Genomic DNA, 25,394 nt, shown 5'->3' with positions numbered 1-25,394 from the left:
CACTCCTTTTTTGATTTAAGATGCTGCCGATTGATCCGTATTATATTTTTCTTCTGATTTTGCGACAATCATTGCGCAAATTGCATCACCAGAAATGTTTACAGCTGTTCTAGACATATCTAAAATACGGTCAATACCGATAATTAAAGCGATACCTTCTACTGGTAGATTTACTTGATTTAAAACCATTGTAAGCATTACAAGTCCAACACCAGGTACACCAGCAGTACCGATACTAGCTAGTACAGCAGTTAATACGACCATAGCTAATTGCGGTAATGTAAGTTCAACTCCGTATACTTGAGCGATAAATACAGTGGCTACCCCTTGCATAATGGCAGTACCATCCATATTAATAGTTGCCCCTAGTGGTTGTACAAATGAGCTTATCGCTTTTGGAACGCCAAGCTTATCTTGTGCTGTTTTCATTGCAAATGGAAGCGATGCATTAGAGCTAGATGTACTAAATCCAATTGCCATTACTGGTCCGAAATGTTTAAAGAAACGAACAATACTTTCTTTTGCTAATACCTTTAATAAGCCGCCATATACAAAGACCCCGTGAATAATGAGTACTAACATAACGACAATCATATACTTGAACATCGCAGCGACGCCTGCAAGCCCCATTTTACCAACGGATGAAGCGAGCAAACCGAATGTTCCAATTGGAGCTAATTTCATAACGAGATTAACAAGATACATCATTAATTCGTTGCCCTGTTCAAGTAATGAATGGATACCTTGAACTCGTTTTCCTAAAATAGCTATACCGAGTCCAATCAATACGGCAAAGGCAATGATTTGTAACATGTTTCCGTCAGCCATCGCTTTTGCTGGGTTATCTGGTACGATATTTAGCAATGTGTCGACGAAAGATGTTTCAGTTTTTGCACCTTCATACTTAAGACCTTCTGTTTTAAAATTACCGCCAGCTCCTGGTTTTATAATAAGTGCAAATGTAACCGCTATAGAGATGGCAACCGCAGTTGTTACGAGAAAGAATGAAATTGATTTTAAACCGATTCTTCCAAGTTGTTTCGGATCTCCAAGGCCGGCAGCACCAAGTACGATAGAAATGAACACAACAGGAACAACTAGCATTTTAATAAGTCGAATAAACAATTGACCAATTGGGTTGAACACAAATTGATTTAGTGGCTCAAAGATAGATGGAGCAGCTAAATTTAGAGTGAGTCCAACAACTAGACCTAGAAATAATGCGATTAAGATTGCTTTTGTTTGTTTCAATAAAATCCCCCCTTTTGTTTTTGCGAAATTTCTTTCTAAAGTAATTATACCGAAAAAATACCTAATTTGACAATATTTTCTGAATTTTTCGTTTTTGTTTAAGTGTAGATAGACTGATTTTGTGTTTGGAAAATAAAATAGACCATCACATAGGATGGTCAAGGGAAGGGGACAATTTATGTCAATTTAATTAGGGATGGAAGTTGCTTTAAGACACTGGGGAATGTCTTATAAATTAGGGAGGAACAACTTCGATACATATACTATAAAAGGTAGGTGTGACTCTCATGTGAACATAGGGTGAAAGAGAGGGGGAGTTTTAAATAAAAGATAGAAAGACAAAAAAATAAGACCATCATATATAAGATGGTCAAGGAAGGGGACAATTTATGTCAATTTAATTAGGGATGGAAGCTGTTCAAAGACACTGGGGAATGTCTTATAAATTAGGGAGGAACAACTTCGATACATATACTATAAAAGGTAGATGTGACCTCTGTGTGAACATAGAGTGAAAGAGAGAGGGAGTTTTAAATAAAAGATAGAAAGACAAAAAAATAAGACCATCGTATATAAGATGGTCAAGGAAGGGGACAATTTATGTCAATTTAATTAGGGATGGAAGCTGCTTTAAGACACTGGGGAATGTCTTATAAATTAGGGAGGAACAACTTCGATACATATACTATAAAAGGTAGATGTGACCTCTGTGTGAATATAGAGTGAAAGAGAGAGGGAGTTTTAGATAAAAGATAGAAAGACAAAAAAATAAGACCATCATATATAAGATGGTCAAGGAAGGGGACAATTTATGTCAATTTAATTAGGGATGGAAGCTATTCAAAGACACTGGGGAATGTCTTATAAATTAGGGAGGAACAGCTTCGATACATATACTATAAAAGGTGGATGTGACCTCTATGTGAACATAGAGTGAAAGATATGGGGATTTGAAAAATAGTACATATGAAATTGTTATTGCTAGCAATATTGAGTTAGGATATAGAGTTTTCCAGCATAAAACGAAAAGGAATCTGAATATAAATAAAAGTTGTAATCTATGAAAAAAAGGATTATGCTCAACTATATTATGAGAATATAAGGTTTGTCCCAATTATTTAAGGGCTTTTAAAAAGCTTTTTATTGTATGAGGGGAAAGCTTCACTTTAATAAGGGAGTTAGTGATATGGACGTAACAAAAAAACAAGGGCTGTATAATCGTCTTATACGATTAAACCCACCACAAATATTAGCATTAGGCTTTTTCTGCTTAATTGTGGTTGGCGGTTTGTTATTAAAATTACCATTCGCAACGAAAGTACATATTAGTTGGGTAGATGCTTTCTTTACAGCAACGTCAGCAGCGACCGTAACTGGTTTGGGAGTAGTGGATACAGCAAGTACATTTACGATGTTTGGCGAAATTGTTATTATGTTTTTAATTCAAACAGGTGGTCTAGGCCTTATGACAATTGCCATTTTAATTGTTTGGGTACTAGGTAAAAAAATCGGATTACGCCATCGTTTATTAATTGGAGAAGCATTTAATCAAACAAATATAGGTGGTCTTGTAAAATTAGTAAAGCGTGTCTTTATATTTTCGATTTGTATTGAACTTATTGGGGTCATCTTTTTATCGTTTCGCTTTATTCCAGAGTTTGGTTTTGGAAAAGGTTTATACTATAGTATTTTTCATGTAATTGCATCTTATAATAATGCGGGATTTGCTTTATGGCCAGATAATTTAACAAGATATGTAGGGGATCCCATTATTAATATTGGGATTTGCTCTTTAATTGTAATTGGGGGACTCGGTTTTACCGTATTAATTGATATATGGTATAGCCGCAGTTTTCGAAAATTATCACTTCACTCAAAAATAATGATTATTGGAACAGTAGTGCTAAATATTATAGCAATGATTGTGATTTTTGTATTGGAATATAATAATGTGAAGACGTTAGGGAATTTATCTTTAAATGAAAAACTATGGGCTTCCTTCTTTCAAGGTATTACTCCGCGGACAGCTGGATTTAATACGGTTGACTATGGAGGTATGGAAGAATCATCTATATTATTTACGATGATTTTAATGTTTATTGGTGCAGGAAGTGTATCGACAGGTGGAGGAATTAAATTAACGACGTTTGTTATCTTAATTACATCTGTCCTTTCTTTCTTTAGAAAAAAGGAGGAAATTGTTTTATTTCAGCGTACAATTAAAATGTCGACAGTAACGAGGGCCTTAGCGATTGCTGTTGCCAGTCAAATACTTATTTTAGCAGCGGTATTCATATTAATGCTTACAGAAAACTTCAGCTTTATTCAATTATTATTTGAGACAATATCAGCGTTTGGCACAGTCGGATTAACGATGGGAATTACTGCAAAGCTATCGGCATTCGGAAAATGTATTATTATGTTTGTTATGTTCTGCGGATTAATTGGACCATTAACACTTGTGTTCTCTTTAGCGCGACCAGCAAAACAAAAAATAAAATATCCATCGGAAGATGTGTTTACAGGATAAGGTATCCCGCGTTAAGCGAGATACCTTTTTCTTTTTTAGAACAGGGAGAACAATAGACCAATAAGTGCTACTCGGAATAAAATTGCGATAAGTGCAGCAATTCCACCGACAACTGCAGCGATACCGCCAGTTACAGTAGCTCCGCGATTATAAGCGTAAATACCGAGTAAAACAGAAACAAGACCAAATAGTGTTGGAAATGTAAATAGCGATAAGATAGATAGCGCAAGAGCAATAAAACCAGCAGTTGATCCAGCAGCGGACGATTTTACAACATCTTTATCGTCTTTATCATTGTAATCATAATCAATGCGTTGTGGTGCAACCTCAGCGGCGTACTCTTCTTTATAGTCACTATAATCACTATCTATTCTATCTTTTCTTTTATAATCATCAAATTTCTCAGTCAAAGTCATGACTCCTTTCATAACAAGGTTCAATAGTAGTATGTATCTCTTTTTCTTTTTTATCCCGCTATTTGTGGGAGTCGAGCAATGTACACATCCCACTGATTAAAGTTTCACTATACCGGAGCATGTACAGGGAGTAGTATCTTTTAAAAGGAGGAAAATGTTTTCTTGAAATAGGAAAAGTTAGTATGACTTCCTCTATTTTGGAAAATATAAAAAGGAATAATGAGGAAAGGGTGCAATACATAATGGAACATCCAATTGAAAATTTAATGAAAACGGCAATGACAAATTTAAAAGAGATGGTAGATGTAAATACAATTGTTGGGAGCCCGGTTTCAACAGCTGACGGAAATGTAGTATTAACAGTATCTCAAGTGGCTTTTGGTTTTGGAGCTGGTGGAAGTGATTTTAAAGGGGATTTCATTACTGAAAAACATAGCGGTGGGCAAAATCAGCATAAAGAGAACAAACAAGGGCATCCATTTGGAGGAGGAAGCGGGGCTGGGGTTTCCATTAGTCCAGTAGCTTTTTTAGTAGTTGGTTCTAATGGGGTGCAAGTATTACATCTCAACAGCAGTACACATTTAATTGAAAAGGCTTTAAATACTGTACCAAGCACTGTAGATAAATTTGTGAATGGTCGTCAAAAGTGAACTTGCATTTTTTAGGAATTATGATATATTAGAAAAAGTGCGCTTTAGGATGATCGGAATAATTGAAATGTAAATATATATGATGTGTGGAATAAGGGAGAGGAATTTATGATTAATATCAAAAACTTAGTAGTTGGCTTATTTATGTTAGTAAGCGGCTTTGTTGTATATGTAATAAAAGAAAAAGCTCCATTCTAAAACAGACAAACCGTTAATGTCTGTTTTTAATTTGCGGAAAAAAGTTGACAAGTTATTGTATTGGTGTTAGAATTTTAATTCGTGTCTCGGTTACAGCTAGTGTAAAGTAAATATCTCTTATGAATGCAATACGAAAAGTTTGCGAAAGATCGGGTAATTTTATCAACAACTTTTGTGAACAAACCCTATAAATTGTATTTGTAAGCTATATATGTATACTAGTGAATCAAGGAGCGGTCAGTGGAACCGTAATGATGAGAGAGAGGTAGGGCTTTCATCCAGTATATGTTACTTTCCCGTTAGGTGAATATAAAAAAGAGGACTCCTTTTAAAAGGAGTCCTCTTTCATTTTTCAAGTGCGACTTTCAACTTGTTGACAAATTTCATCCGTTGTTAAACCGTGAGCTGTAATGACTGATCCTTTAATTGATGCATCTGCAATGCCCATCACATTAGAATCTTGCCCAGTTACAACGCAACAATCACACCCTTGTGCATCCTGTTCTGAGTTAAGTGTAACAACTTCATGACCTTGTTGCTGAAGAGCTTGTTGAACGTCTGTTAATGAGTTTTCAACGCCAATTCTAGCCATAATTCTCACCTCCTACCATCTAATTGCTAGTATGCTCAAGTTCACTGCATTTATGAAAAGACGGTAGGAAGTAAATCTTTGTTTAGTCGTTATATACGCCAGTAAGCATTTGACTAACGAATTGATCGTTTAATGTATCTTGGGCAGAAGAAGTATTTGAATGGATGTCGATTGAAGCAATAAAATGATTATGTTCTTGCGTATTTGGTTCTACCTCTACGTAATTATCGAATTTACAAAAACCTTTCGTATCCATTAGATCAAATAATTGCAGCATTTCTACTACCTCTTGTCTCGTTCCTTTAATTTGTACACACGCCATATTTATTTCCTCCTTCATTTTGACAAATTGTTTTTTAAAAATAGGATTATGATTACGAAATGAAAAATATGAATGTTATTTTTAGACAGCGCTATTTTTGTTATTTTCCCCCTTTTTCAGCAAAAGTCGTTATATATTCCCGGATTTATAAAATCGGACGTCCGTTTATTGAATACAATAGATTCGCATCAATTGATGAAAATCCTTCTTTTAAACAAATATTTTTTTAGTGGAAATTGGCGAAAAAAATTTTTTGACTTTTTGTAAACGTTAACAATGTTGTTAAATCAATATAAGTAAAGAAGTACGTACGATTAAAAATTATAAATTTTCTAAAAATTCACTTGATTTATTTAGAAAGGAGAGTAAACTAGGAAACAATAAAAAATTCATAGAACATAGGAGGCGCTTCTAGTGAATGAGCAATGGATTTTCTTAAATGGAGAATTTGTTCCAAAAGATGAGGCAAAAGTTTCAGTATATGATCATGGCTATTTATATGGCGATGGAGTGTTTGAAGGAATTAGAGTTTATAGCGGTAATGTTTTCCGTTTGAGAGAGCACCTTGTCCGGTTGTATGAATCAGCAAAATCAATCCTTTTAGAAATTCCATATTCATTAGATGAAGTAACAAATATTGTTGTTGAGACGATTCGACAAAATAAATTATCTAATGGATACATTCGCCTTGTTGTATCAAGAGGAGCAGGAAATCTTGGATTGGATCCCGATTCATGTAAGAAGCCGAATGTAGTAGTAATTGCAGAACAATTATCTTTATTCCCACAAGAATATTATGAGAAAGGGATTCCAGTTGTAACAGTTGCAACGCGCCGAAATCGTCCCGATGTTTTATCCCCTCAAGTAAAATCTTTAAATTACTTAAACAATATTTTAGTTCGTATTGAAGCGAAATTAGCTGGAGTACAAGAAGCACTTATGTTAAATGATCAAGGATATGTAGCTGAAGGCTCAGGAGATAACGTGTTTATTGTTAAAGGAAATAAATTAATTACACCACCAAGTTCTGCTGGAGCGTTAGAAGGTATTACACGAAACGCCATTTTAGAAATCGGCGAAAAACTTGGATATGACGTAAGAGAAGAGTTATTTACAAGACATGATGTATATGTAGCTGATGAAGTGTTTTTAACAGGAACAGCTGCTGAAGTTATTGCTGTTACGACAGTAGATGGTAGAACGATTGGCTTAGGGCAAACAGGTCCACATACGAACCGTTTATTAGAAGAGTTTCGTAAGTTAGTTGTAGAAGATGGAGAGAAAATTTACGAAGAAAATAAAGTTGGATAACAACTTTTTTAACATAAGAAAGCGTTGATAGGGAGGAGTAGTTGATTGTGAAGCCTCACAGAGAGTCGGTGGTTGCTGAAAACCGATGGTTCACGTCGACGAACATCGCCCTTGAGTGCTAAGCTAAAGCATTTGTCTAGGCTTAGACGGTAGCTCCGTTATTAGCTAGATCCATTTATGGATCACTGAGGCAAGAGTATTCTTGCAAAGAAGGGTGGTACCGCGAAATCTTTCGTCCCTTCAGCACATAGCTGGAGTGTGGACGTAGGATTTTTTTATTGTATAAAAGTTTGAAAAAGGGGGCTTATAAGAACAATGTCTTCAAAAACGGAAGAGAAACTGGCAACTGGTGCACAGCTATTGTTAGAAGCGCTAGAAAAGGAAGGCGTAAAAGTGATTTTCGGTTATCCGGGTGGTGCCGTTTTACCTCTCTATGATGCACTGTATGATTGTGAAATTCCGCATATTTTAACAAGGCATGAGCAAGGGGCAATTCACGCTGCTGAAGGGTATGCCAGAATTACAGGGAACCCAGGGGTTGTAATTGCAACGAGTGGCCCAGGTGCTACAAATGTAATTACGGGTCTAGCGGATGCGATGATTGATTCATTGCCACTTGTTGTATTTACAGGCCAAGTAGCAACAACGTTAATTGGGAGCGATGCTTTTCAAGAGGCGGATATTATGGGACTTACGATGCCAGTGACAAAACATAACTATCAAGTGCGAAAGGCCTCAGATTTACCTCGAATTATTAAAGAAGCATTTCATATTGCTAAAACAGGAAGACCAGGACCAGTCGTTATTGACCTTCCGAAAGATATGGTAGTCGAGAAAGGTGAGCGATGTAGCAATGTACAAATGGATTTACCAGGATATAACCCTAATTATGAACCGAATCTACTTCAAATAAACAAATTACTACAAGCAATTGAAACCGCAAAAAAACCGTTAATTTTAGCTGGAGCAGGTATACTGCATGCGAAAGCTTCGAAAGAATTGACAAGTTTTGCCCGTAAATATGAAATCCCTGTTGTGCATACGTTACTTGGACTTGGTGGTTTTCCGCCAGATGATGGGCTATTTCTAGGGATGGGGGGAATGCACGGTTCTTACACAGCCAATATGGCGTTATATGAATGCGACTTACTCATTAATATAGGTGCGAGATTTGACGATCGTCTTACTGGGAATTTAGCTTTTTTTGCTAAAGGGGCGACTGTTGCACATATCGATATTGATCCAGCAGAAATTGGGAAAAATGTGCCAACAGAGATTCCTATTGTTGCAAGTGCTAAGCGGGCGTTAGAAGTATTGCTTCAATCAGAAGGAAAGAAAGAAAATCATCATGAATGGCTCTCTTTATTAAAGAGTAGAAAAGAAAAGTATCCATTCTCTTATAAACGAAATTCTGAAAGTATTAAACCTCAATACGCGATTGATATGCTATATGAAATCACGAAAGGAGAAGCGATTGTAACAACAGACGTTGGGCAACATCAAATGTGGGCAGCACAATACTATCCGTTGAAAAATCCAGATAAATGGGTAACTTCTGGCGGATTAGGAACGATGGGGTTCGGATTTCCAGCAGCAATCGGTGCGCAAATTGCAAAGAGAGATGAACTAGTTATTGCAATTGTTGGTGATGCTGGGTTTCAAATGACTCTGCAAGAATTAAGTGTATTAAAAGAACACGCTTTACCCGTTAAAGTATTTATTTTAAATAATGAAGCTTTAGGAATGGTAAGACAATGGCAAGATGAATTTTACAATCAAAGATATTCACATTCTTTATTGCCATGCCAACCAGATTTCGTCGCTCTTGCGAATGCGTATGGTATAAAAGGTGTTCGTATTGACGATCCACTTCTTGCAAAGAAGCAAATCCAGCATGCGATCGAATTACAAGAGCCAGTCGTAATCGATTGTCGTGTACTTCAATCAGAGAAGGTTATGCCGATGGTTGCACCAGGAAAAGGTGTTCACCAAATGGAGGGAGTGGAAAAAGGGTGAAGAGAATTGTTACAGCGACAGTTCGAAATCAAAGTGGTGTGTTAAACCGAATTACAGGGGTTATGACACGAAGACATTTTAATATTGAAAGTATTTCAGTAGGTCATACAGAATCATCAGATATATCGCGAATGACGATTGTTGTACACGTTGAAAGTGAACAGCAAGTTGAGCAGTTAATTAAACAACTTCATAAGCAAATCGATGTTCTGAAAGTATCAGATATTACAGAAGAAGCAATGATTGCTAGAGAGCTTGCTCTTATTAAAGTAGCAACTTCTGTAGCGAGGGCAGAATTATATAGTTTAATTGAACCATTTCGAGCCGCTGTAATAGATGTTGGGAAGGATTCCATAGTTGTGCAAGTAACAGGTACGCAAGATAAAGTAGAAGCGTTAATTGAATTACTTCGTCCGTACGGTTTAAAAGAAATTGCTAGAACAGGTGTAACAGCATTTACACGTAGTATGAAAAAACAAGATAAGCAAGTTATGTTAATTCAATAATCATTTAAATATAGGGGGAAATGAAAATGGCAAAAGTTTATTATGAGAAAGATGTAACAGTAAATGTATTAAAGGAAAAGAAAGTAGCAATCATCGGATATGGCTCGCAAGGTCATGCGCATGCGCAAAATTTACGTGATAACGGATTTGATGTAGTAGTAGGTTTAAGAAAAGGTAAGTCTTGGGATAAAGCGAATGAAGATGGGTTTTCTGTATATACAGTAGCAGAAGCAGCGGAAAAAGCTGATGTAGTAATGATTCTATTACCTGATGAATTACAACCAGAAGTATATGAAGCTGAAATTGCACCAAATTTACAGGCTGGAAACTCTCTCGTGTTCGCACATGGATTTAATGTTCACTTTGATCAAGTAAAACCACCAGCGAATGTAGATGTATTTCTAGTAGCGCCAAAAGGACCGGGGCATCTCGTACGCCGTACGTTCGCCGAGGGAGGGGCTGTTCCTGCATTATTTGCAGTATATCAAGATGCAACAGGAGTTGCGACTGAAAAAGCACTTTCTTATGCTGACGGAATTGGAGCAACGAGAGCTGGTGTATTAGAAACGACGTTTAAAGAAGAAACAGAAACAGATTTATTTGGAGAGCAAGCTGTACTCTGCGGCGGAGTGACTGCACTTGTAAAAGCAGGATTTGAAACGTTAGTTGATGCGGGATACCAGCCTGAACTTGCATATTTTGAATGTTTACATGAACTGAAGCTAATCGTTGACCTTATGTATGAAGGTGGACTTGAAAATATGAGATATTCAGTTTCAGATACAGCGCAGTGGGGAGACTTCGTATCAGGACCACGCGTTGTTACTGAAGATACGAAGAAAGCGATGGGGGCAGTATTAGCAGAAATTCAAGATGGTACATTTGCAAGAGGCTGGATTGCAGAGCATAAAGCAGGAAGACCAAATTTCCACGCGACAAATGAGAAAGAGAATGAACATGAAATCGAAGTAGTAGGACGTAAATTACGTGAAATGATGCCTTTCGTACAGCCGCGAGTAAAGGTAGGGATTAAATAATATGAAGCAGATTTTGTTCATGGATACAACGCTTCGTGATGGCGAACAATCACCAGGAGTAAATTTAAATGAACAAGAGAAGTTACAAATTGCTAGGCAATTAGAGAGGCTTGGTATTCATGTAATGGAAGCTGGATTCGCGGCAGCTTCCGAAGGTGACTTCCAATCGGTAAAACGCATCGCGAATACAATTCAAAACGCTACGGTTATGAGTTTAGCTAGAGCGAAAGAAAGTGACATTCGAAGAGCATATGAAGCTGTGAGAGGCGCTGTATCTCCTCGTCTACACGTATTTCTAGCTACGAGTGATATTCATATGAAATATAAACTTTGTATGTCAAAAGAAGATGTGTTAAATAGTATTCATCGCTCGGTTACGCTCGGAAAATCATTATTTCCGACAGTACAATTTTCTGCAGAAGATGCGACAAGAACATCGAGAGCATTTTTAGCTGAAGCAGTAGAAATTGCGATTCGAGCAGGAGCGAATGTAATTAATATTCCGGATACAGTTGGATATACAAATCCGGAAGAGTATTATTCTCTTTTTAAATACTTACAAGAATCCGTTCCATCATATGAAAAAGCGATTTTTTCTTGTCATTGTCACGATGATCTTGGTATGGCAGTAGCAAATTCGTTAGCTGCGGTTGAAGGGGGAGCATTGCAAGTAGAAGGAACGATTAATGGCATTGGAGAAAGAGCAGGGAATGCAGCGTTAGAAGAAGTTGCAGTAGCTCTTCATATTAGAAAAGATTTTTATAAAGCAGAGCCTTCGATGACTTTAAAAGAAATTAAGGCGACGAGTACATTAGTAAGCAGGTTAACGGGTATGGTTGTACCGAAAAATAAAGCAATCGTTGGAGCGAATGCATTTGCTCATGAATCGGGCATCCACCAAGATGGGGTTTTAAAAGAAGTAACAACTTATGAAATTATCGAACCAGCGCTTATAGGAGAATCTCAAAATCTCTTTGTACTTGGGAAACATTCTGGCCGTCATGCGTTTACGGAAAAAATGAAAGAGCTTGGTTATGAATTTACAAATGAAGAGCGAGATGCGGCATTCGAAGCATTTAAAAAATTGGCGGATCGTAAAAAGGAAATTACTAAGGAAGATTTACGCGCAATTATGCTTGGTGAAGCAGCATTTGCAGCCCAGCAATATAACATTACGCAATTACAAGTGCATTTCGTATCAAATAGTACACAATGCGCAACAGTTGTGCTGAAGGATGAGGAAGGAAATGTATATGAAGATGCAGCCACTGGTTCTGGTAGTATTGAAGCGATATACAATGCGATTCAAAGAATTTTAGGATTAGAATGTGAATTGGCAGATTATCGCATACAATCTATTACACAAGGTCAAGATGCACTTGCTCACGTTCATGTTGAATTAAAAGAAGGTAGTCACCAAATATCAGGTTTCGGAGTTGCGCAAGACGTATTGGAAGCGTCGGCGAGGGCTTATGTCCATGCAGCAGGGAAATTAAAATCTCTTATAGCGCTTGTGAAATAAATAATTGATAGGTGAGAGAAGCTTTCCTCACCTATCAAATTAAAGTTCTGAAAATTCAGTTAAAAGGAGTGTTAAAAATGGAAAAACGTATCGTTTGTTTAGCTGGTGATGGTGTCGGTCCAGAAGTAATGGAGAGTGCGAAGGAAGTATTGCATATGGTAGAAAGGCTATATGGACATCATTTTCATTTGCAAGATGAGTACTTTGGTGGTATTGCTATCGATTTAACTGGGCAACCATTACCACAGCGAACACTTGCCGCCTGTTTAGCGAGTGATGCGGTTTTACTTGGAGCAGTAGGTGGACCAAGGTGGGATAGTGCGAAAGAAAGGCCTGAGAAAGGATTATTAGCATTAAGAAAAGGACTCGGTGTATTTGCGAATGTTCGCCCTGTAACGGTAGAAAGTGCAACTGCACATTTATCACCATTAAAAAACGCTGATGAAATTGATTTCGTTGTCGTTCGTGAATTAACAGGCGGAATTTATTTTTCTTATCCGAAAGAGCGAACGGAAGAAGTGGCGACAGATACACTTACGTATCATCGCCATGAAATTGAACGTATCGTTTCGTATGCTTTTCAATTAGCAAATAAGCGGAAGAAAAAAGTAACATCTATTGATAAAGCGAATGTTTTAGAGTCTAGTAAATTATGGAGAACTGTGACAGAAGAAGTAGCACTTCGCTACCCAAATGTGGAAGTAGAACACATTTTAGTAGATGCAGCAGCTATGGAATTAATTCGGAATCCAGGAAGATTTGACGTTATTGTAACGGAAAATTTATTTGGTGATATTTTAAGTGATGAGGCTTCAGTATTAGCTGGATCATTAGGAATGCTTCCATCAGCAAGTCACGCTGAAAAGGGACCTTCATTATATGAGCCTATTCACGGATCAGCACCGGATATTGCGGGGAAAAATAAGGCGAATCCAATTGCGATGATGCGTTCTGTTGCAATGATGCTTGGGCAATCTTTCGGATTAACGAGAGAAGGATATGCAATTGAAGAAGCAGTTTCTGCAGTCCTTAAATCAGGGAAATGTACAGCAGATATCGGGGGGACTGAAACGACAACTTCATTTACAAAGGCAGTTATTCAAGAAATGGAAGAGCAAGCGTTAGTAGGGAGAGGAAGATAATGGGAAAAAGGTTACTAGATAAGCTTTGGGAAAGACATGTAGTTGCGACTAATGAAAATGGATTGGATTTATTATATATCGATCTACATCTTGTTCATGAAGTAACGTCACCGCAAGCCTTTGAAGGCTTGCGGCTTACAAATCGAACAGTCCGCAGACCAGATTTAACATTTGCAACGATGGATCATAATATTCCAACGAAAGATGTTTGGAATATTACCGACCGCATTGCGAAGCAGCAACTAGATACACTTCGGCAAAACTGTAAACAATTTCAGGTGCCATTAGCGGATATCGGAGATGAAGAGCAAGGGATCGTTCATGTAATAGGACCAGAACTTGGACTCACACAGCCAGGAAAAACGATTGTTTGTGGTGATAGTCATACAGCAACGCACGGTGCTTTTGGCGCACTAGCGTTTGGTATTGGTACGAGTGAAGTGGAACATGTATTGGCAACGCAAACGTTATGGCAACGAAAGCCGAAAGCGATGGGCATTGAGTTAAAAGGAAAGTTACCGCAAGGTGTCTATGCGAAAGATATTATTTTACACCTTCTTTCAAAGTACGGAGTAGCAGTTGGAACAGGTTACGTAATGGAATTTTACGGAGAGGCCATTCATGCTATGGATATGGAAGAGAGGATGACGCTTTGCAATATGGCAATTGAAGGGGGAGCAAAGGCTGGCATTATTGCACCAGATGAAAAAACGGTTGCTTACGTAAAAGGGCGTAAATATGCGCCGAAAGACTATGAATCTATTAAGGAAAAATGGTCAGAACTTTATACAGATTTAGATGCAATTTATGATTTGCATATTCTAGTAGATGTTACAGATTTAGCGCCGTACGTTACGTGGGGAACAAATCCTAGTATGGGTGTTCGGATTGATGAGAAATTGCCAGAAAAGCATGATGCAAATGACGAAAGAGCGTTTTCTTATATGGGATTGAGTCCCGGACAAAGTACGTATGACATTCCAGTTCAACATGTTTTCATTGGATCCTGTACAAATTCCAGGCTTTCTGACTTAGAAATTGCTGCATCTGTCGTGAAAGGTAAAAAAGTAAAAGAAGGTGTGCGAGCACTTGTTGTACCTGGATCTCAAAGGGTAAGAGAAGCAGCGATGCATAAAGGATTACATCGCATATTTGAAGAAGCTGGATTTGAATGGAGAGAGCCCGGATGCTCAATGTGTCTAGGTATGAATCCAGATCAAGTGCCTGAAGGAGAACATTGTGCCTCTACGTCCAATCGTAATTTTGAAGGAAGACAAGGAAAGGGAGCACGAACGCATTTAGTTAGCCCGGCAATGGCGGCAGCGGCTGCGTTATATGGTCATTTTGTTGATATTAGAAAGGAGAGTTATGATGGAGCCATTTCGTATTCATAAAGGTACTGCCGCAGTACTGATGAATGATAACATTGATACAGATCAAATTATTCCGAAGCAATATTTAAAGAGAATTGAAAGAACTGGGTTTGGGAAGTTTTTATTTGATGAGTGGCGATATGATAATAATCGCCAAGAAAACCCTAATTTCCCGCTTAATGCACAAGAAAGAAAAGGAGCCAGCATATTAATCACAGGTGATAATTTTGGATGTGGCTCGTCAAGAGAACATGCTCCATGGGCACTTGCTGATTATGGTTTCCGCGTTATTATCGCTGGAGGATTTGCCGATATCTTTTATATGAATTGTATGAAGAATGGCATGTTACCGATTGTAATGGATAAAGATATGCGTGAACAACTTGCTAAAACAGATGCGAGGGAACAAATTACAGTTGATTTAGAAAATGAAATAATGACAACGAATACGCATAGATTCCATTTTACGATCGAGAAAATGTGGAAAGAGAAGTTATTAAATGGTTTAGATGAAATTAGTATTACAATGCAATATGAACAAGAAATAAAAGAGTATGAAAGAAAAGTGGCTTTACATTAAAAAATGACGGAATATTAAAAATGTATTTACATTCAAAATTAACTGTTATATACTATGTGAAAATCAGAGGAGAAAGGGAGTAAGTATTATGAATATCGTGCAATCTATTACAATGCTTACACAACTACATCATCATACATGAAACCCTTGAACCTAGCGTGAAAACGTGTAGGTACAAGGGTTATTCCCGTTGTACCTACACTCTACTGAAGAGCCTTGTAGGTATTTTGTCTACAAGGCTCTTTTTATTTTCGGCTTAGGGGAATGAAATAGGCATACATTAGAAGGGGAAAGGTGTGAAAATTTAGATGACAAAATGGAAACGAGCAAACCCGAATGGAACGAGAGATTATTTATTCGAAGAATGTACGTTAATTGAAGAAGTAGAACAAAAATTAAGGCTTACTTTTTTAGAGAGAGGTTATGAGGAAATAAGAACACCTACAATTGAATTTTATGATGTTTTTGCATTTCAAAATAGACCGATAGATGAAGAGAAGATGTATAAATTTTTTGATGAAAAGGGAAGGATTATCGTTTTACGTCCAGATATGACAATTCCTTTAGCGAGAGTTATTGGAACACAGAGATGGGATACGCCACTTAAAGTGACGTATAGCGGGAATGTATTTCGAGCGAATGAATCCCATTCTGGAAAATATAATGAAATCGTACAAAGTGGTATTGAAGTTATCGGGATTGATAATGTAAGAGCTGAAATTGAATGTGTAATAAGTGTCATTCAAGCACTTCAAAAGTTGAAGGTGCAATCTTTTACAATTGAGATTGGGCAAGTACAGTTATATAAATGTATTGTAAAAAAACTCTCCATCCAGGATGAAGAAGAAAGGGTACTTAGAACGTATATAGAAAGTAAAAATTATGCAGCCCTCTCAAATTTTATCGGAGAAAAGAAATTAGATCGATGCGATGAGACAGTAAGATTACTTGAGAAATTGCCAAGGCTATTTGGAAATTTAGAAGTTATTGAGGAAGCAGAAAAGCTTGCTTCAAGTAATGAAATGAAAATGGCAATTGCAAGAGTAAAAGAAATGTATGAAACAATTGAAACGTTAGGATATGGTTCTTACATATCAATTGATTTGGGCATGATTCAACACTTAGATTACTATACGGGTGTTATTTTCAAAGGATATATATATGAAATTGGAGAAGAAATCGTTAGTGGCGGAAGATACGATGAGCTAATTGGGAATTTTGGAGAAATGCTGCCAGCTGTTGGACTCGCGGTACAAGTAAATCAAATTGTGAAGGCGCTGCAAGAGCAGCAAGAACCATATGAACGAAATCAAATTGATATTGTGATTCATTATGAGTTAAATAGATTAGCGGAAGCAGAAAGGTTACGAAATTTACTTCGAAAGGATGGGAAAAATGCTTGGTTATCTCTATTCTCTAATTTAAGCGATACCTTTCAATTTGCAAGAAAAAATAAAATAGGAACGGTCGTTGAGGCAAAGAATGAATACTTAGTGGAATATGTATGGAATGAGAAATGGGTAGTCCAGAAAGAAGGAGAGGCTTCATGCGTAACATTCAAATTGCGTTAACGAAAGGAAGATTAGAAAAACATGTCATTCCACTTTTTGAGCAGATTGGAATTGATTGTTCCGAGCTCAAAAATAAAGGTCGGAAGCTTGTATTTCAAAGTAAAAATACAAATGTTTCATTTATTTTAGTAAAAGCGGTTGATGTTGCTACTTATGTAGAACATGGGGTAGCTGATATTGGCATCGTTGGAAAAGATATTTTAATGGAAAACGAGAAAGATATTTATGAAATGCTGGATTTAGGAGTGGGGATTTGTAAGTTTTGTGTTGCTTCTATTCCTACGTATAATCCGAAGAGTTACCGGAAGAAAAGAATCGCTACGAAATACCCCCATATTACTTCTACTTATTTTCATGATAAGGGAGAGGATGTAGAAATTATTAAGATAGAAGGTTCTGTAGAAATCGCTCCTCTTCTTGGATTGGCAGATGCGATTGTAGATATTGTTGAAACAGGAAAAACATTACAAGAGAATGGACTCATTGTATTTGAGGAAATGTACTTTATATCGGCTCGGATGATTGTAAATAAGGCAGCCTTAAAAACTAAAAAAGACGAAATATTCAGCATTATAAATATGATGGAGCAAGAAATCTTATCAGGGAAATAGGAGGATTTAAAATGGAAATCATTTATGAAGAATTTAAGGAGGCATTATCTAAAATAAAAGTGCTAAGAGAAAACGCTAATATAATAGAAGAAACTGTTCAAAGAAGTGTAAGAGAAATCATTAGACATGTAAGGGAAGGGAAAGATGAGGCTTTATCTTTCTATACAAAAAAGTTTGATGGTGTAGAGATGAAAAATTTTCGTGTAAGTGAAGAAGAAATACAGCAAGCGAGTATGTTTGTAGAGAATTCATTTTTAGAAGCTTTAAAAGAGGCGAAGAAAAACGTTGTTTCGTATCACGAAAAGCAAAAGAAGCACTCAATATTCGATTGTGAAAGTAAAGGGATAATTAGAGGGCAACTCATTCGGCCGTTAGAAAATGTAGGTGTATATGTACCGGGTGGGACAGCCTCATATCCTTCTTCAGTATTAATGAATGTATTGCCAGCGAAACTCGCAGGTGTGAAAAAGATTGTAATGGTAACACCGCCGAGGAAAGGAGGAATTGATCCGCATATATTAGCTGCTGCAGATCTTGCGGGAGTAGATGAAATTTATACGATAGGTGGCGCACAAGCAATTGCTGCTTTAGCATACGGGACGGAATCGATTCCGAAAGTGGATAAAATAGTTGGACCGGGAAATTTGTACGTCGCTCTAGCGAAACGAGAAGTATACGGAATAGTAAATATCGATATGATTGCTGGTCCATCAGAAATTGTAGTTGTCGCGGATGAAACAGGTAATGCAAAATATATCGCAGCGGATTTATTATCGCAAGCAGAGCATGATGAGAGAGCAACGGCGATTTGTATTACAACGAATATGGAACTAGCTAAAGAAGTAGAAAAAGAGGTAGAAAGACAGTTAGAAACGTTACCAAGAAGTGAAATTGCACGTGAATCAATAAATAGAAATGGAGCCATCTTTATCGTTCCTTCTTTAGAGGAGGCGCTAAAGTTATCAAATGAAATTGCTCCAGAACATTTAGAGTTACATATAAAAGAACCAATGAATGCTCTAGATTATGTGAAACATGCAGGCTCTATTTTCCTTGGGCCATATTCACCTGAACCGCTCGGGGATTATTTAGCGGGACCGAATCATGTATTACCAACGAGCGGAACGGCAAGATTTTTTTCTCCGTTATCAGTCGATGATTTCGTGAAAAAATCAAGTTTTATTTCTTATACGGAGGAAGCATTAAAAAATGTACAGCATCATATTGTAGAGCTTGCAAATAAAGAAGGGTTACATGCACATGCGAGAGCAATCCAAATAAGGTTTGAGGAGGAAAAATAATGCGTCAGTCCAGTCAAGCACGTGAGACGACAGAAACAAAAATTAAATTAAATTTGCAGCTTGATGAAAGTACAAATGTATCTATTCAAACAGGAGTTGGTTTTTTCGATCATATGCTTACTTTATTTGCTAGACATGGAAGATTTGGATTGCAGGTTGAAGCAGAAGGTGATGTATTTGTTGATGCACATCACACCGTTGAAGATGTTGGAATTGTACTCGGAAATTGCTTGAAAGAAGCATTGCAAAACAAAGAGGGAATTAATCGTTACGGTTCTGCGTATGTACCGATGGATGAATCTTTAGGATTTGTCGCAATTGATATAAGTGGACGCTCATATTGTGTATTTCAAGGGGAATTAACAAATCCGAAGCTCGGGGATTTTGATACAGAATTGACGGAAGAATTTTTTAGAGCAGTTGCACATGCTGCCAATATTACATTACATGCGCGCGTTCTATACGGAAGTAATACACATCACAAAATTGAAGCATTATTTAAAGCTTTTGGTAGAGCGCTTAGAGAAGCGGTCGAAAAAAATGCCAACATTACTGGTGTAAATTCAACGAAAGGAATGTTGTAATTGATTGCCATTATAGATTATGGAATGGGGAATATTCGCAGTGTAGAGCAAGCATTAAAATATATTGGCGCAGAGTACATTGTAACGAGTGATAAAAAAGAGATATTGAGAAGCGATGGCGTGATTTTACCGGGAGTAGGTGCATTTCCGAAAGCGATGGACGTATTAGAAGAAAGAGATTTAGTGTGTGTACTAAAAGAGGTTTGTGATATAGGAAAACCACTCCTCGGTATATGTTTGGGCATGCAGCTTTTATTTGAACGAAGTGAGGAACTAAAAGATTGTAGCGGGTTAGGTTTACTACCAGGGGAAATTCGTAAGTTAAAAGTTTCGTATAAAATTCCTCATATGGGATGGAATGAATTAAGGAAGGAAAGAGAATTTCCGCTTTGGAATGGATTAGTGGATGGTTCTTTCGTGTATTATGTTCACTCATATTACGCGGATTGTCCAGATGAAATTGTATGCGGAGTAAGTGATTATGGAATGCAAGTACCAGGGTTTGTCGCGAAAGGAAATGTATTTGGTGCACAGTTTCATCCAGAAAAAAGTGGCGAAATTGGCATGCAAATATTAAAAAATTTTCAAGGGGTGGTAGAAGCATGGAAATCTTCCCAGCTATCGATTTAAAAGAAGGACGATGCGTTAGACTTTATCAAGGAGAGTTTAGTAAAGAAACGGTGATGAATGAAGATCCAGTAGCGCAGGCGATCATATTTGAAAAGCTTGGAGCGGAAATACTACACATTGTTGATTTAGACGGTGCAATTGCTGGCGAGTCTTTAAATTTGCCCGTCATTGAAAAAATCTGCAAGGCGGTACGTATTCCTGTGCAAGTGGGAGGAGGAATTCGTTCACTTGTAACGGTGGAGAAGTTATTGTCAGCAGGTGTAGAAAAAGTGATTTTAGGAACAGCAGCTCTTTATGATAAGTCATTTTTAGAGGAAGCAGTTCGTCTATATAAAGAGAAAATCATTGTTGGAATTGATGCGAAAAATGGTTTCGTAGCAACGAGAGGTTGGCTTGATCTATCTGAAATTTCTTACGTTAGTTTAGCGAAACAAATGGAAAGTTTAGGTGTTCAAACGATTGTGTTTACAGACATTTCGAAAGACGGGACGCTTGCAGGTCCAAATTTTGAACAATTAGCGATACTTCAAAAAAGTGTGGGCATTCGTCTCATCGCCTCTGGAGGAGTGGCATCTATTCAAGATGTGAAAAAGTTAAATGATATGAATATATATGGTGTCATAATTGGAAAGGCGCTTTACGAGAAAACAATTGATTTAGAAGAAGTATTACAGGTAACGAAGTTATGTTAGCGAAACGAATTATTCCATGTCTAGATGTGAAAGAAGGGCGAGTCGTAAAGGGTGTAAATTTTATAGGATTACAAGATGTCGGTGATCCGGTTGAAATAGCTGAAGCATATAACGAGGCAGGGGCAGATGAAATCGTATTTTTAGATATTACGGCGACTCATGAAGGAAGAAAAACGATTATAGATGTTGTAGAAAAAACAGCAGCAAAAGTATTTATTCCTCTTACGGTTGGCGGGGGGATATCAAGTGTGAAAGATATGTACAATTTACTAAGAGCTGGGGCAGACAAAGTTTCAATAAACTCAGCGGCAGTGCGAAACCCGAAGTTAATAGAAGAAGGGGCAGAACACTTTGGATCACAATGTATTGTCGTGGCAATTGATGCTAGAAAAGTAGCAGAAGATAAATGGAACGTATATGTCAACGGCGGAAGAGTTGACACAGGAATGGATGCCATAGAATGGGCGAAGCGTGTTGTTAAACTTGGGGCAGGTGAAATTTTGTTAACGAGTATGGATGCAGATGGAACGAAAAGCGGATATGACCTTCGTTTAACAGAAGAAATTTCAAAAAGTGTTTCTATTCCAGTCATCGCATCAGGAGGCTGTGGTCATACGGATCATATTATAGAAGTTTTTCAAAAGACAACGGTTGATGCAGCGTTAGCGGCATCCATCTTTCATTATGGTGAGGCGACAGTGCAGAGTGTAAAGCGAAAATTAAGAGATGCAAATATTGAGGTGCGGTTATGAAACCTAATTTTTCAAAAGGATTAATACCGGCAATTGTCATCGAAGAAGGTACGAAAGACGTTTTAATGCTAGCTTATATGAATGAAGAAGCATATAAAAAAACGTTAGAGACGAAAAGAACATGGTTTTATTCTCGTTCGAGGCAGTCGTTATGGAATAAGGGGGAAACATCAGGGAATGTTCAATATGTGCAATCTTTATATTTAGATTGTGATCAAGATTCAATTGTTGTGAATGTGAAACAAGTAGGACCTGCTTGTCATACGGGAGAGAAGACATGTTTTCACTATCAAATTATATAGGGGGATACATATGGAAAATGCCTTTAAGTTGCTGTATAAAACAATTGAAGAACGAAAGGGAAGCCCACTTCCTGAATCGTATACAAATTATTTATTTTCAAAAGGAGAAGATAAAATTTTAAAGAAGATTGGTGAAGAGTGTGCTGAAGTAATTATCGCATGTAAAAATAATGATAAAGAAGAAGTAGTGAAAGAAATGGTTGATGTATTTTATCACTGTTTCGTTTTATTAGCTGAAAAAAATATTGCATTGGAAGATGTGATGCGAGAGGTGAAAGAACGAAATGGAAAGCTTTCGAGAGTTGGGGATAGAAGGGAAATAGATACATTATAAGGGGGAATGTATATGAAAGTAGATTATCATCTTCACTTAGAAGAAGGACCGTATTCAATAGGATGGCTTGCTAAAATAAATGAAGCGTTGGAATGTTATGAACCGCTTCAAGAAAGACATTCTATTGATTGGCTTATGAAAACACAAGAGCGTTTGCAAAAGCGTGTGAAGGAAGGGCCATTTACAACAGAATGGATAGATCTATATTTAGAAGAAGCTGTGCGAAAAGGAATAAAAGAAGTGGGAATTGTTGATCATCTATATCGTTTTCATGAAGCAAAAGGATATTATGAAAAATATGTAGATATTAGTGATTCTAAGCTCGGTCGTATACAGAAAGAATGGTTAGATCAAGTAAGGGTAGTTTCACTGTATGATTTTACAAAGGCAATTGAAGAGGCGAAAGAACGATGGGGGAAAAGAGGTGTCACACTTAAACTTGGAATTGAAGCGGATTATTTTATTGGTTGTGAAGGAGAGTTAAAAGAATTATTAGCGCTAGGAGACTTTGATTATGTAATTGGTTCCGTTCATTTTCTAAACGGCTGGGGATTTGATAATCCAGATACGAAAGAATATTTTGAGGTACATGACCTACGCGCGTTATATGATATGTTTTTTAAAACAGTTGAGAGTGCGATTCGTACCGAGTTATTTGATATTATCGCTCATCTTGATAATATAAAGGTATTTAATTATCGATTGGATGAGAATGAACAGCTTTCTTATTATGAGGAAATTGCCTGTGCATTAGTAGAAACGAATACGGCAACAGAAATAAATGCAGGATTATACTATCGTTATCCTGTTCGTGAAATGTGCCCAAGTCCACTATATTTACAAGTATTAGCTAAGTATGGTGTTCCAATTACGATTTCTTCGGATGCCCATTACCCAAATGATTTAGGGAATTATGTACAAGAAAATATACAAACATTACGAGCTCACGGTGTTACTCAGGTTGCAACATTTACGAAGCGAGCAAGAGTAATGAGGTCGCTTGAAGAAGAAGTAACAAATTCAAAATGAAACGCAATTTTTTGATGAAAACTGTCCTTTTTGTTCAAAATAAGAAAGAATGAAAAGGAGGGTAAGAAATGGCGAAACAACAAAACAAACAAAATGTACAAGGTGCACAGCAACAAGCTTATACTTCTGAAACGAATGCTGCATCTCAATCGGTTATTGAGGAGCAAATTAGCGATACGGTTGCAGAAGGAACTATTGATGTGAAGCTTGGAAAAGAATCGCAGGAAAAAGCGTAAGAAGAGGGGAGAGTTGCATCTCCTCTTTTTTCATGGAAAAGTGTCGATTTTCAAAACTATAATCAAATTCCTTGGTTTTTATATGTGGATTTCTTACAATGAAATATAAGAGATGTCTTATTTTCTATAGAAGAGGTGTTAGTAGTGGCAAAAATATTAGTAGCGGGAAAAATTCCGGAAATTGGATTAGAACTATTAAAAGATCATAATGTAGAAATGTACAATAAAGAGGAGTTAATTTCTATAGATGAATTAACAGAGCGTGTAAAAGATAAAGATGCATTGTTAAGTTTACTTTCGACAAAGGTGCCAAAAGAAGTTATTGATGCAGCGCCTCATTTAAAGATTGTTGCAAACTATGGTGCTGGTTACGACAATATTGATTACACGTATGCGGGCGAAAAAGGAATTGCAGTTACGAATACACCGAAAGTATCAACGGAAGCGACTGCAGAATTAACATTTGCACTTCTTTTAGCAGCGGCGCGTAGAATTCCTGAAGGGGATACGTTATGTCGTACGACTGGATTTAACGGATGGGCACCGTTATTTTTCTTAGGACGAGAAGTCCATGGTAAGACAATCGGAATTATAGGTCTTGGAGAAATTGGGAAGGCTGTTGCAAAACGTGCGAAAGCATTTGGAATGGATGTTTTATATACAGGGCCAAATCGTAAGCTTGAAGCTGAAAGTGAACTGGGAGCAACGTATGTGACGTTGGAAGAATTATTACAAACAGCAGACTTTATTACAATTAACTGTGCTTATAATCCAAAATTACATCATATGATTGATGAAGAGCAGTTTAAAATGATGAAGAAAACAGCGTATATTGTAAATGCTTCACGTGGACCAATTATGAATGAAGCAGCACTTGCTCATGCATTAAAAACGAATGAAATTGAAGGAGCAGCTCTTGACGTGTTTGAATTTGAACCGAAAATTACAGAAGAGCTAAAAGAATTAAAGAATGTAGTACTTGCTCCACACGTAGGGAATGCAACATTTGAAACTCGTGATGCGATGGCTGAAATGGCTGTCAGAAATATTTTAGCTGTATTAAACGGCGAAGAGCCAGTAACACCTGTAAATCAAAAGGTATTAGTTACAAAATAAAAAGAAACCTTCCGGACTCGGAAGGTTTTCTTATTTTTCTTTATTGGCTTTTTTAGACGGTCTTTGTCTAATGAATTGAGATAACATGTACAAAATATATAGTGGAATGGCAATGAATAAGAAAACAGAAAAATTTCCAAATCCTGTTTGATACATTGTAATAATGATTCCAACTAAAAATAGTGTAATAATGATGCTATATCGTGGAATTGGTACATCTTTTAAACTTGGGATACGAATGCGGCTCACCATTAAAAATGCGAACGTTACAAATACGGTAATAAGAACGATTTTTGGAATGGTATGTGAAAATAATGTTAAGAAAGCAACAAGCCCTCCCGCTGCTGTAATCGGTACTCCAGTGAAATATTTCATTGAAGTAGAAGATGGTGTTACATTAAATCGTGCTAAACGATATGCTCCGAAAAGAGGGAATAATCCCGCTATGTATAATCCGATGATTCCGTAGTTTGAGAAAGATGTGTAATACATTAAAACAGCTGGTGCTGCACCAAATGTTACGACATCTGCAAGCGAGTCGAGCTCTTTTCCCATTTGTGAATCAACACGTAATAAACGAGCAACACGACCATCAAGACTATCTAACATCATCCCGATAAGTACTAAAATAGCAGCTGATTTATAATATCCTAAAGATGCATAGCCGATTGATAAAAATCCGCTATATAAATTTCCGAGCGTAAATAAGTTTGGAATAGCTGCTCTATACAAAATCTGATCCCTTGCTTTCTGTAATAAATTCTTAATTAGTGTATGAAAGTTTACTTAT

The 25,394-nt window shown here is 37.1% G+C and carries 28 protein-coding genes and 1 other annotated feature; of the genes, 23 read left to right on the top strand and 5 right to left on the bottom strand.

Annotated elements, in window-relative coordinates; all coding sequences use genetic code 11:
* Nucleotides 1-15: 15 nt before the first annotated feature.
* The gene (locus tag ACTFSL_RS02240) at nucleotides 16-1,251 is read right to left on the bottom strand and encodes a dicarboxylate/amino acid:cation symporter (protein WP_000814802.1); all 1,236 of its coding nucleotides are present in this window, start codon (nucleotides 1,249-1,251) and stop codon (nucleotides 16-18) included.
* A 1,186-nt stretch (nucleotides 1,252-2,437) separates the two neighbouring features.
* On the opposite strand from ACTFSL_RS02240, the gene ACTFSL_RS02235 reads away from it, so the two are divergent.
* Nucleotides 2,438-3,781 (top strand): TrkH family potassium uptake protein, encoded by a 1,344-nt coding sequence (locus ACTFSL_RS02235; RefSeq protein ID WP_000383524.1) that lies wholly within the window; start codon nucleotides 2,438-2,440, stop codon nucleotides 3,779-3,781.
* Between the two features lie 35 nt (nucleotides 3,782-3,816).
* Here ACTFSL_RS02235 and ACTFSL_RS02230 read toward each other — a convergent pair whose 3' ends face one another.
* Nucleotides 3,817-4,191 (bottom strand): hypothetical protein, encoded by a 375-nt coding sequence (locus tag ACTFSL_RS02230; RefSeq protein ID WP_000136542.1) that lies wholly within the window; start codon nucleotides 4,189-4,191, stop codon nucleotides 3,817-3,819.
* A gap of 188 nt (nucleotides 4,192-4,379) precedes the next feature.
* On the opposite strand from ACTFSL_RS02230, the gene ytfJ reads away from it, so the two are divergent.
* Together ytfJ and ACTFSL_RS02220 are read left to right on the top strand one after the other, a co-directional pair.
* On the top strand, nucleotides 4,380-4,847 hold the full coding sequence (gene ytfJ, locus ACTFSL_RS02225) for a GerW family sporulation protein (RefSeq protein WP_400155269.1): 468 nt from the start codon (nucleotides 4,380-4,382) through the stop codon (nucleotides 4,845-4,847).
* 108 nt (nucleotides 4,848-4,955) lie between these two features.
* Complete coding sequence (locus ACTFSL_RS02220; RefSeq protein WP_000608227.1) at nucleotides 4,956-5,045, top strand: hypothetical protein; 90 nt, start codon at nucleotides 4,956-4,958, stop codon at nucleotides 5,043-5,045.
* Between the two features lie 352 nt (nucleotides 5,046-5,397).
* Here ACTFSL_RS02220 and ACTFSL_RS02215 read toward each other — a convergent pair whose 3' ends face one another.
* Nucleotides 5,398-5,637 (bottom strand): YkuS family protein, encoded by a 240-nt coding sequence (locus ACTFSL_RS02215; RefSeq protein ID WP_000101021.1) that lies wholly within the window; start codon nucleotides 5,635-5,637, stop codon nucleotides 5,398-5,400.
* Nucleotides 5,638-5,719: 82 nt separating this feature from the next.
* Nucleotides 5,720-5,959, bottom strand: a complete 240-nt coding sequence (locus ACTFSL_RS02210; protein WP_000752514.1) for a DUF3911 family protein — start codon at nucleotides 5,957-5,959, stop codon at nucleotides 5,720-5,722.
* A gap of 414 nt (nucleotides 5,960-6,373) precedes the next feature.
* On the opposite strand from ACTFSL_RS02210, the gene ilvE reads away from it, so the two are divergent.
* From ilvE to ACTFSL_RS02110, 20 genes are all read left to right on the top strand, one after another.
* On the top strand, nucleotides 6,374-7,270 hold the full coding sequence (gene ilvE / locus ACTFSL_RS02205; RefSeq protein ID WP_001005486.1) for a branched-chain-amino-acid transaminase: 897 nt from the start codon (nucleotides 6,374-6,376) through the stop codon (nucleotides 7,268-7,270).
* A gap of 15 nt (nucleotides 7,271-7,285) precedes the next feature.
* Nucleotides 7,286-7,513 (top strand) — a binding site (T-box leader).
* Between the two features lie 72 nt (nucleotides 7,514-7,585).
* Entirely contained in the window at nucleotides 7,586-9,286 is a 1,701-nt protein-coding gene (gene ilvB / locus ACTFSL_RS02200; RefSeq protein WP_000095868.1) for an acetolactate synthase large subunit, read from the top strand.
* On the top strand, nucleotides 9,283-9,792 hold the full coding sequence (ilvN, locus tag ACTFSL_RS02195) for an acetolactate synthase small subunit (RefSeq protein WP_000822952.1): 510 nt from the start codon (nucleotides 9,283-9,285) through the stop codon (nucleotides 9,790-9,792). Before ilvB ends, ilvN begins: the two co-directional genes overlap by 4 nt.
* Before the next feature lie 26 nt (nucleotides 9,793-9,818).
* Nucleotides 9,819-10,829, top strand: coding sequence for a ketol-acid reductoisomerase (gene ilvC, locus ACTFSL_RS02190; protein WP_001151740.1), 1,011 nt, complete (start codon nucleotides 9,819-9,821; stop codon nucleotides 10,827-10,829).
* Between the two features lies 1 nt (nucleotide 10,830).
* A complete protein-coding gene (gene leuA, locus ACTFSL_RS02185) occupies nucleotides 10,831-12,351 on the top strand; it encodes a 2-isopropylmalate synthase (protein ID WP_440041104.1) in 1,521 nt (506 codons plus the stop codon).
* A gap of 77 nt (nucleotides 12,352-12,428) precedes the next feature.
* A complete protein-coding gene (gene leuB / locus ACTFSL_RS02180) occupies nucleotides 12,429-13,493 on the top strand; it encodes a 3-isopropylmalate dehydrogenase (RefSeq protein ID WP_000415365.1) in 1,065 nt (354 codons plus the stop codon).
* Nucleotides 13,493-14,887, top strand: a complete 1,395-nt coding sequence (gene leuC / locus ACTFSL_RS02175; RefSeq protein WP_326263545.1) for a 3-isopropylmalate dehydratase large subunit — start codon at nucleotides 13,493-13,495, stop codon at nucleotides 14,885-14,887. The genes leuB and leuC overlap by 1 nt, the downstream gene beginning before the upstream one ends.
* Nucleotides 14,865-15,446, top strand: coding sequence for a 3-isopropylmalate dehydratase small subunit (gene leuD, locus ACTFSL_RS02170; protein WP_000433189.1), 582 nt, complete (start codon nucleotides 14,865-14,867; stop codon nucleotides 15,444-15,446). Before leuC ends, leuD begins: the two co-directional genes overlap by 23 nt.
* A 308-nt stretch (nucleotides 15,447-15,754) precedes the next feature.
* Nucleotides 15,755-17,017, top strand: a complete 1,263-nt coding sequence (locus ACTFSL_RS02165; RefSeq protein WP_000170298.1) for an ATP phosphoribosyltransferase regulatory subunit — start codon at nucleotides 15,755-15,757, stop codon at nucleotides 17,015-17,017.
* Nucleotides 16,993-17,628 carry an ATP phosphoribosyltransferase gene (gene hisG / locus ACTFSL_RS02160; protein WP_001244493.1) on the top strand — a complete coding sequence of 212 codons (636 nt, stop codon included), beginning with the start codon at nucleotides 16,993-16,995 and terminating at the stop codon, nucleotides 17,626-17,628. The genes ACTFSL_RS02165 and hisG overlap by 25 nt, the downstream gene beginning before the upstream one ends.
* A gap of 11 nt (nucleotides 17,629-17,639) precedes the next feature.
* Nucleotides 17,640-18,929 (top strand): histidinol dehydrogenase, encoded by a 1,290-nt coding sequence (hisD, locus tag ACTFSL_RS02155; RefSeq protein ID WP_000402933.1) that lies wholly within the window; start codon nucleotides 17,640-17,642, stop codon nucleotides 18,927-18,929.
* Nucleotides 18,929-19,513 (top strand): imidazoleglycerol-phosphate dehydratase HisB, encoded by a 585-nt coding sequence (hisB, locus tag ACTFSL_RS02150; protein WP_001249949.1) that lies wholly within the window; start codon nucleotides 18,929-18,931, stop codon nucleotides 19,511-19,513. Before hisD ends, hisB begins: the two co-directional genes overlap by 1 nt.
* Nucleotides 19,514-20,143, top strand: coding sequence for an imidazole glycerol phosphate synthase subunit HisH (gene hisH / locus ACTFSL_RS02145; RefSeq protein WP_000560360.1), 630 nt, complete (start codon nucleotides 19,514-19,516; stop codon nucleotides 20,141-20,143).
* Nucleotides 20,116-20,835, top strand: coding sequence for a 1-(5-phosphoribosyl)-5-[(5-phosphoribosylamino)methylideneamino]imidazole-4-carboxamide isomerase (hisA, locus tag ACTFSL_RS02140; protein ID WP_000402298.1), 720 nt, complete (start codon nucleotides 20,116-20,118; stop codon nucleotides 20,833-20,835). The genes hisH and hisA overlap by 28 nt, the downstream gene beginning before the upstream one ends.
* Nucleotides 20,829-21,587, top strand: a complete 759-nt coding sequence (gene hisF, locus ACTFSL_RS02135; protein ID WP_400155267.1) for an imidazoleglycerol phosphate synthase cyclase subunit — start codon at nucleotides 20,829-20,831, stop codon at nucleotides 21,585-21,587. Before hisA ends, hisF begins: the two co-directional genes overlap by 7 nt.
* Entirely contained in the window at nucleotides 21,584-21,889 is a 306-nt protein-coding gene (gene hisI, locus ACTFSL_RS02130) for a phosphoribosyl-AMP cyclohydrolase (protein ID WP_000803956.1), read from the top strand. Before hisF ends, hisI begins: the two co-directional genes overlap by 4 nt.
* Before the next feature lie 10 nt (nucleotides 21,890-21,899).
* The gene (gene hisE / locus ACTFSL_RS02125) at nucleotides 21,900-22,223 is read left to right on the top strand and encodes a phosphoribosyl-ATP diphosphatase (RefSeq protein ID WP_000426358.1); all 324 of its coding nucleotides are present in this window, start codon (nucleotides 21,900-21,902) and stop codon (nucleotides 22,221-22,223) included.
* 12 nt (nucleotides 22,224-22,235) lie between these two features.
* Complete coding sequence (locus ACTFSL_RS02120) at nucleotides 22,236-23,252, top strand: histidinol phosphate phosphatase domain-containing protein (RefSeq protein ID WP_000861836.1); 1,017 nt, start codon at nucleotides 22,236-22,238, stop codon at nucleotides 23,250-23,252.
* A 68-nt stretch (nucleotides 23,253-23,320) separates the two neighbouring features.
* On the top strand, nucleotides 23,321-23,488 hold the full coding sequence (locus ACTFSL_RS02115) for a YozQ family protein (protein WP_001118878.1): 168 nt from the start codon (nucleotides 23,321-23,323) through the stop codon (nucleotides 23,486-23,488).
* A 144-nt stretch (nucleotides 23,489-23,632) separates the two neighbouring features.
* Nucleotides 23,633-24,604: an NAD(P)-dependent oxidoreductase gene (locus ACTFSL_RS02110; RefSeq protein ID WP_001062858.1), complete on the top strand. Its 972-nt coding sequence runs from the start codon at nucleotides 23,633-23,635 to the stop codon at nucleotides 24,602-24,604.
* A 30-nt stretch (nucleotides 24,605-24,634) separates the two neighbouring features.
* Here ACTFSL_RS02110 and pssA read toward each other — a convergent pair whose 3' ends face one another.
* The gene (gene pssA, locus ACTFSL_RS02105; RefSeq protein WP_000285417.1) at nucleotides 24,635-25,336 is read right to left on the bottom strand and encodes a CDP-diacylglycerol--serine O-phosphatidyltransferase; all 702 of its coding nucleotides are present in this window, start codon (nucleotides 25,334-25,336) and stop codon (nucleotides 24,635-24,637) included.
* Nucleotides 25,337-25,394 lie beyond the last annotated feature (58 nt).

This window comes from Bacillus cereus group sp. MYBK108-1 (genome assembly GCF_051917185.1).
GTDB classification, from domain to species: Bacteria; Bacillota; Bacilli; order Bacillales; family Bacillaceae_G; genus Bacillus_A; species Bacillus_A cereus.
Note: the sequence above shows the minus strand (reverse complement) of the source record. Positions and strands in the feature narration are given on the sequence as shown.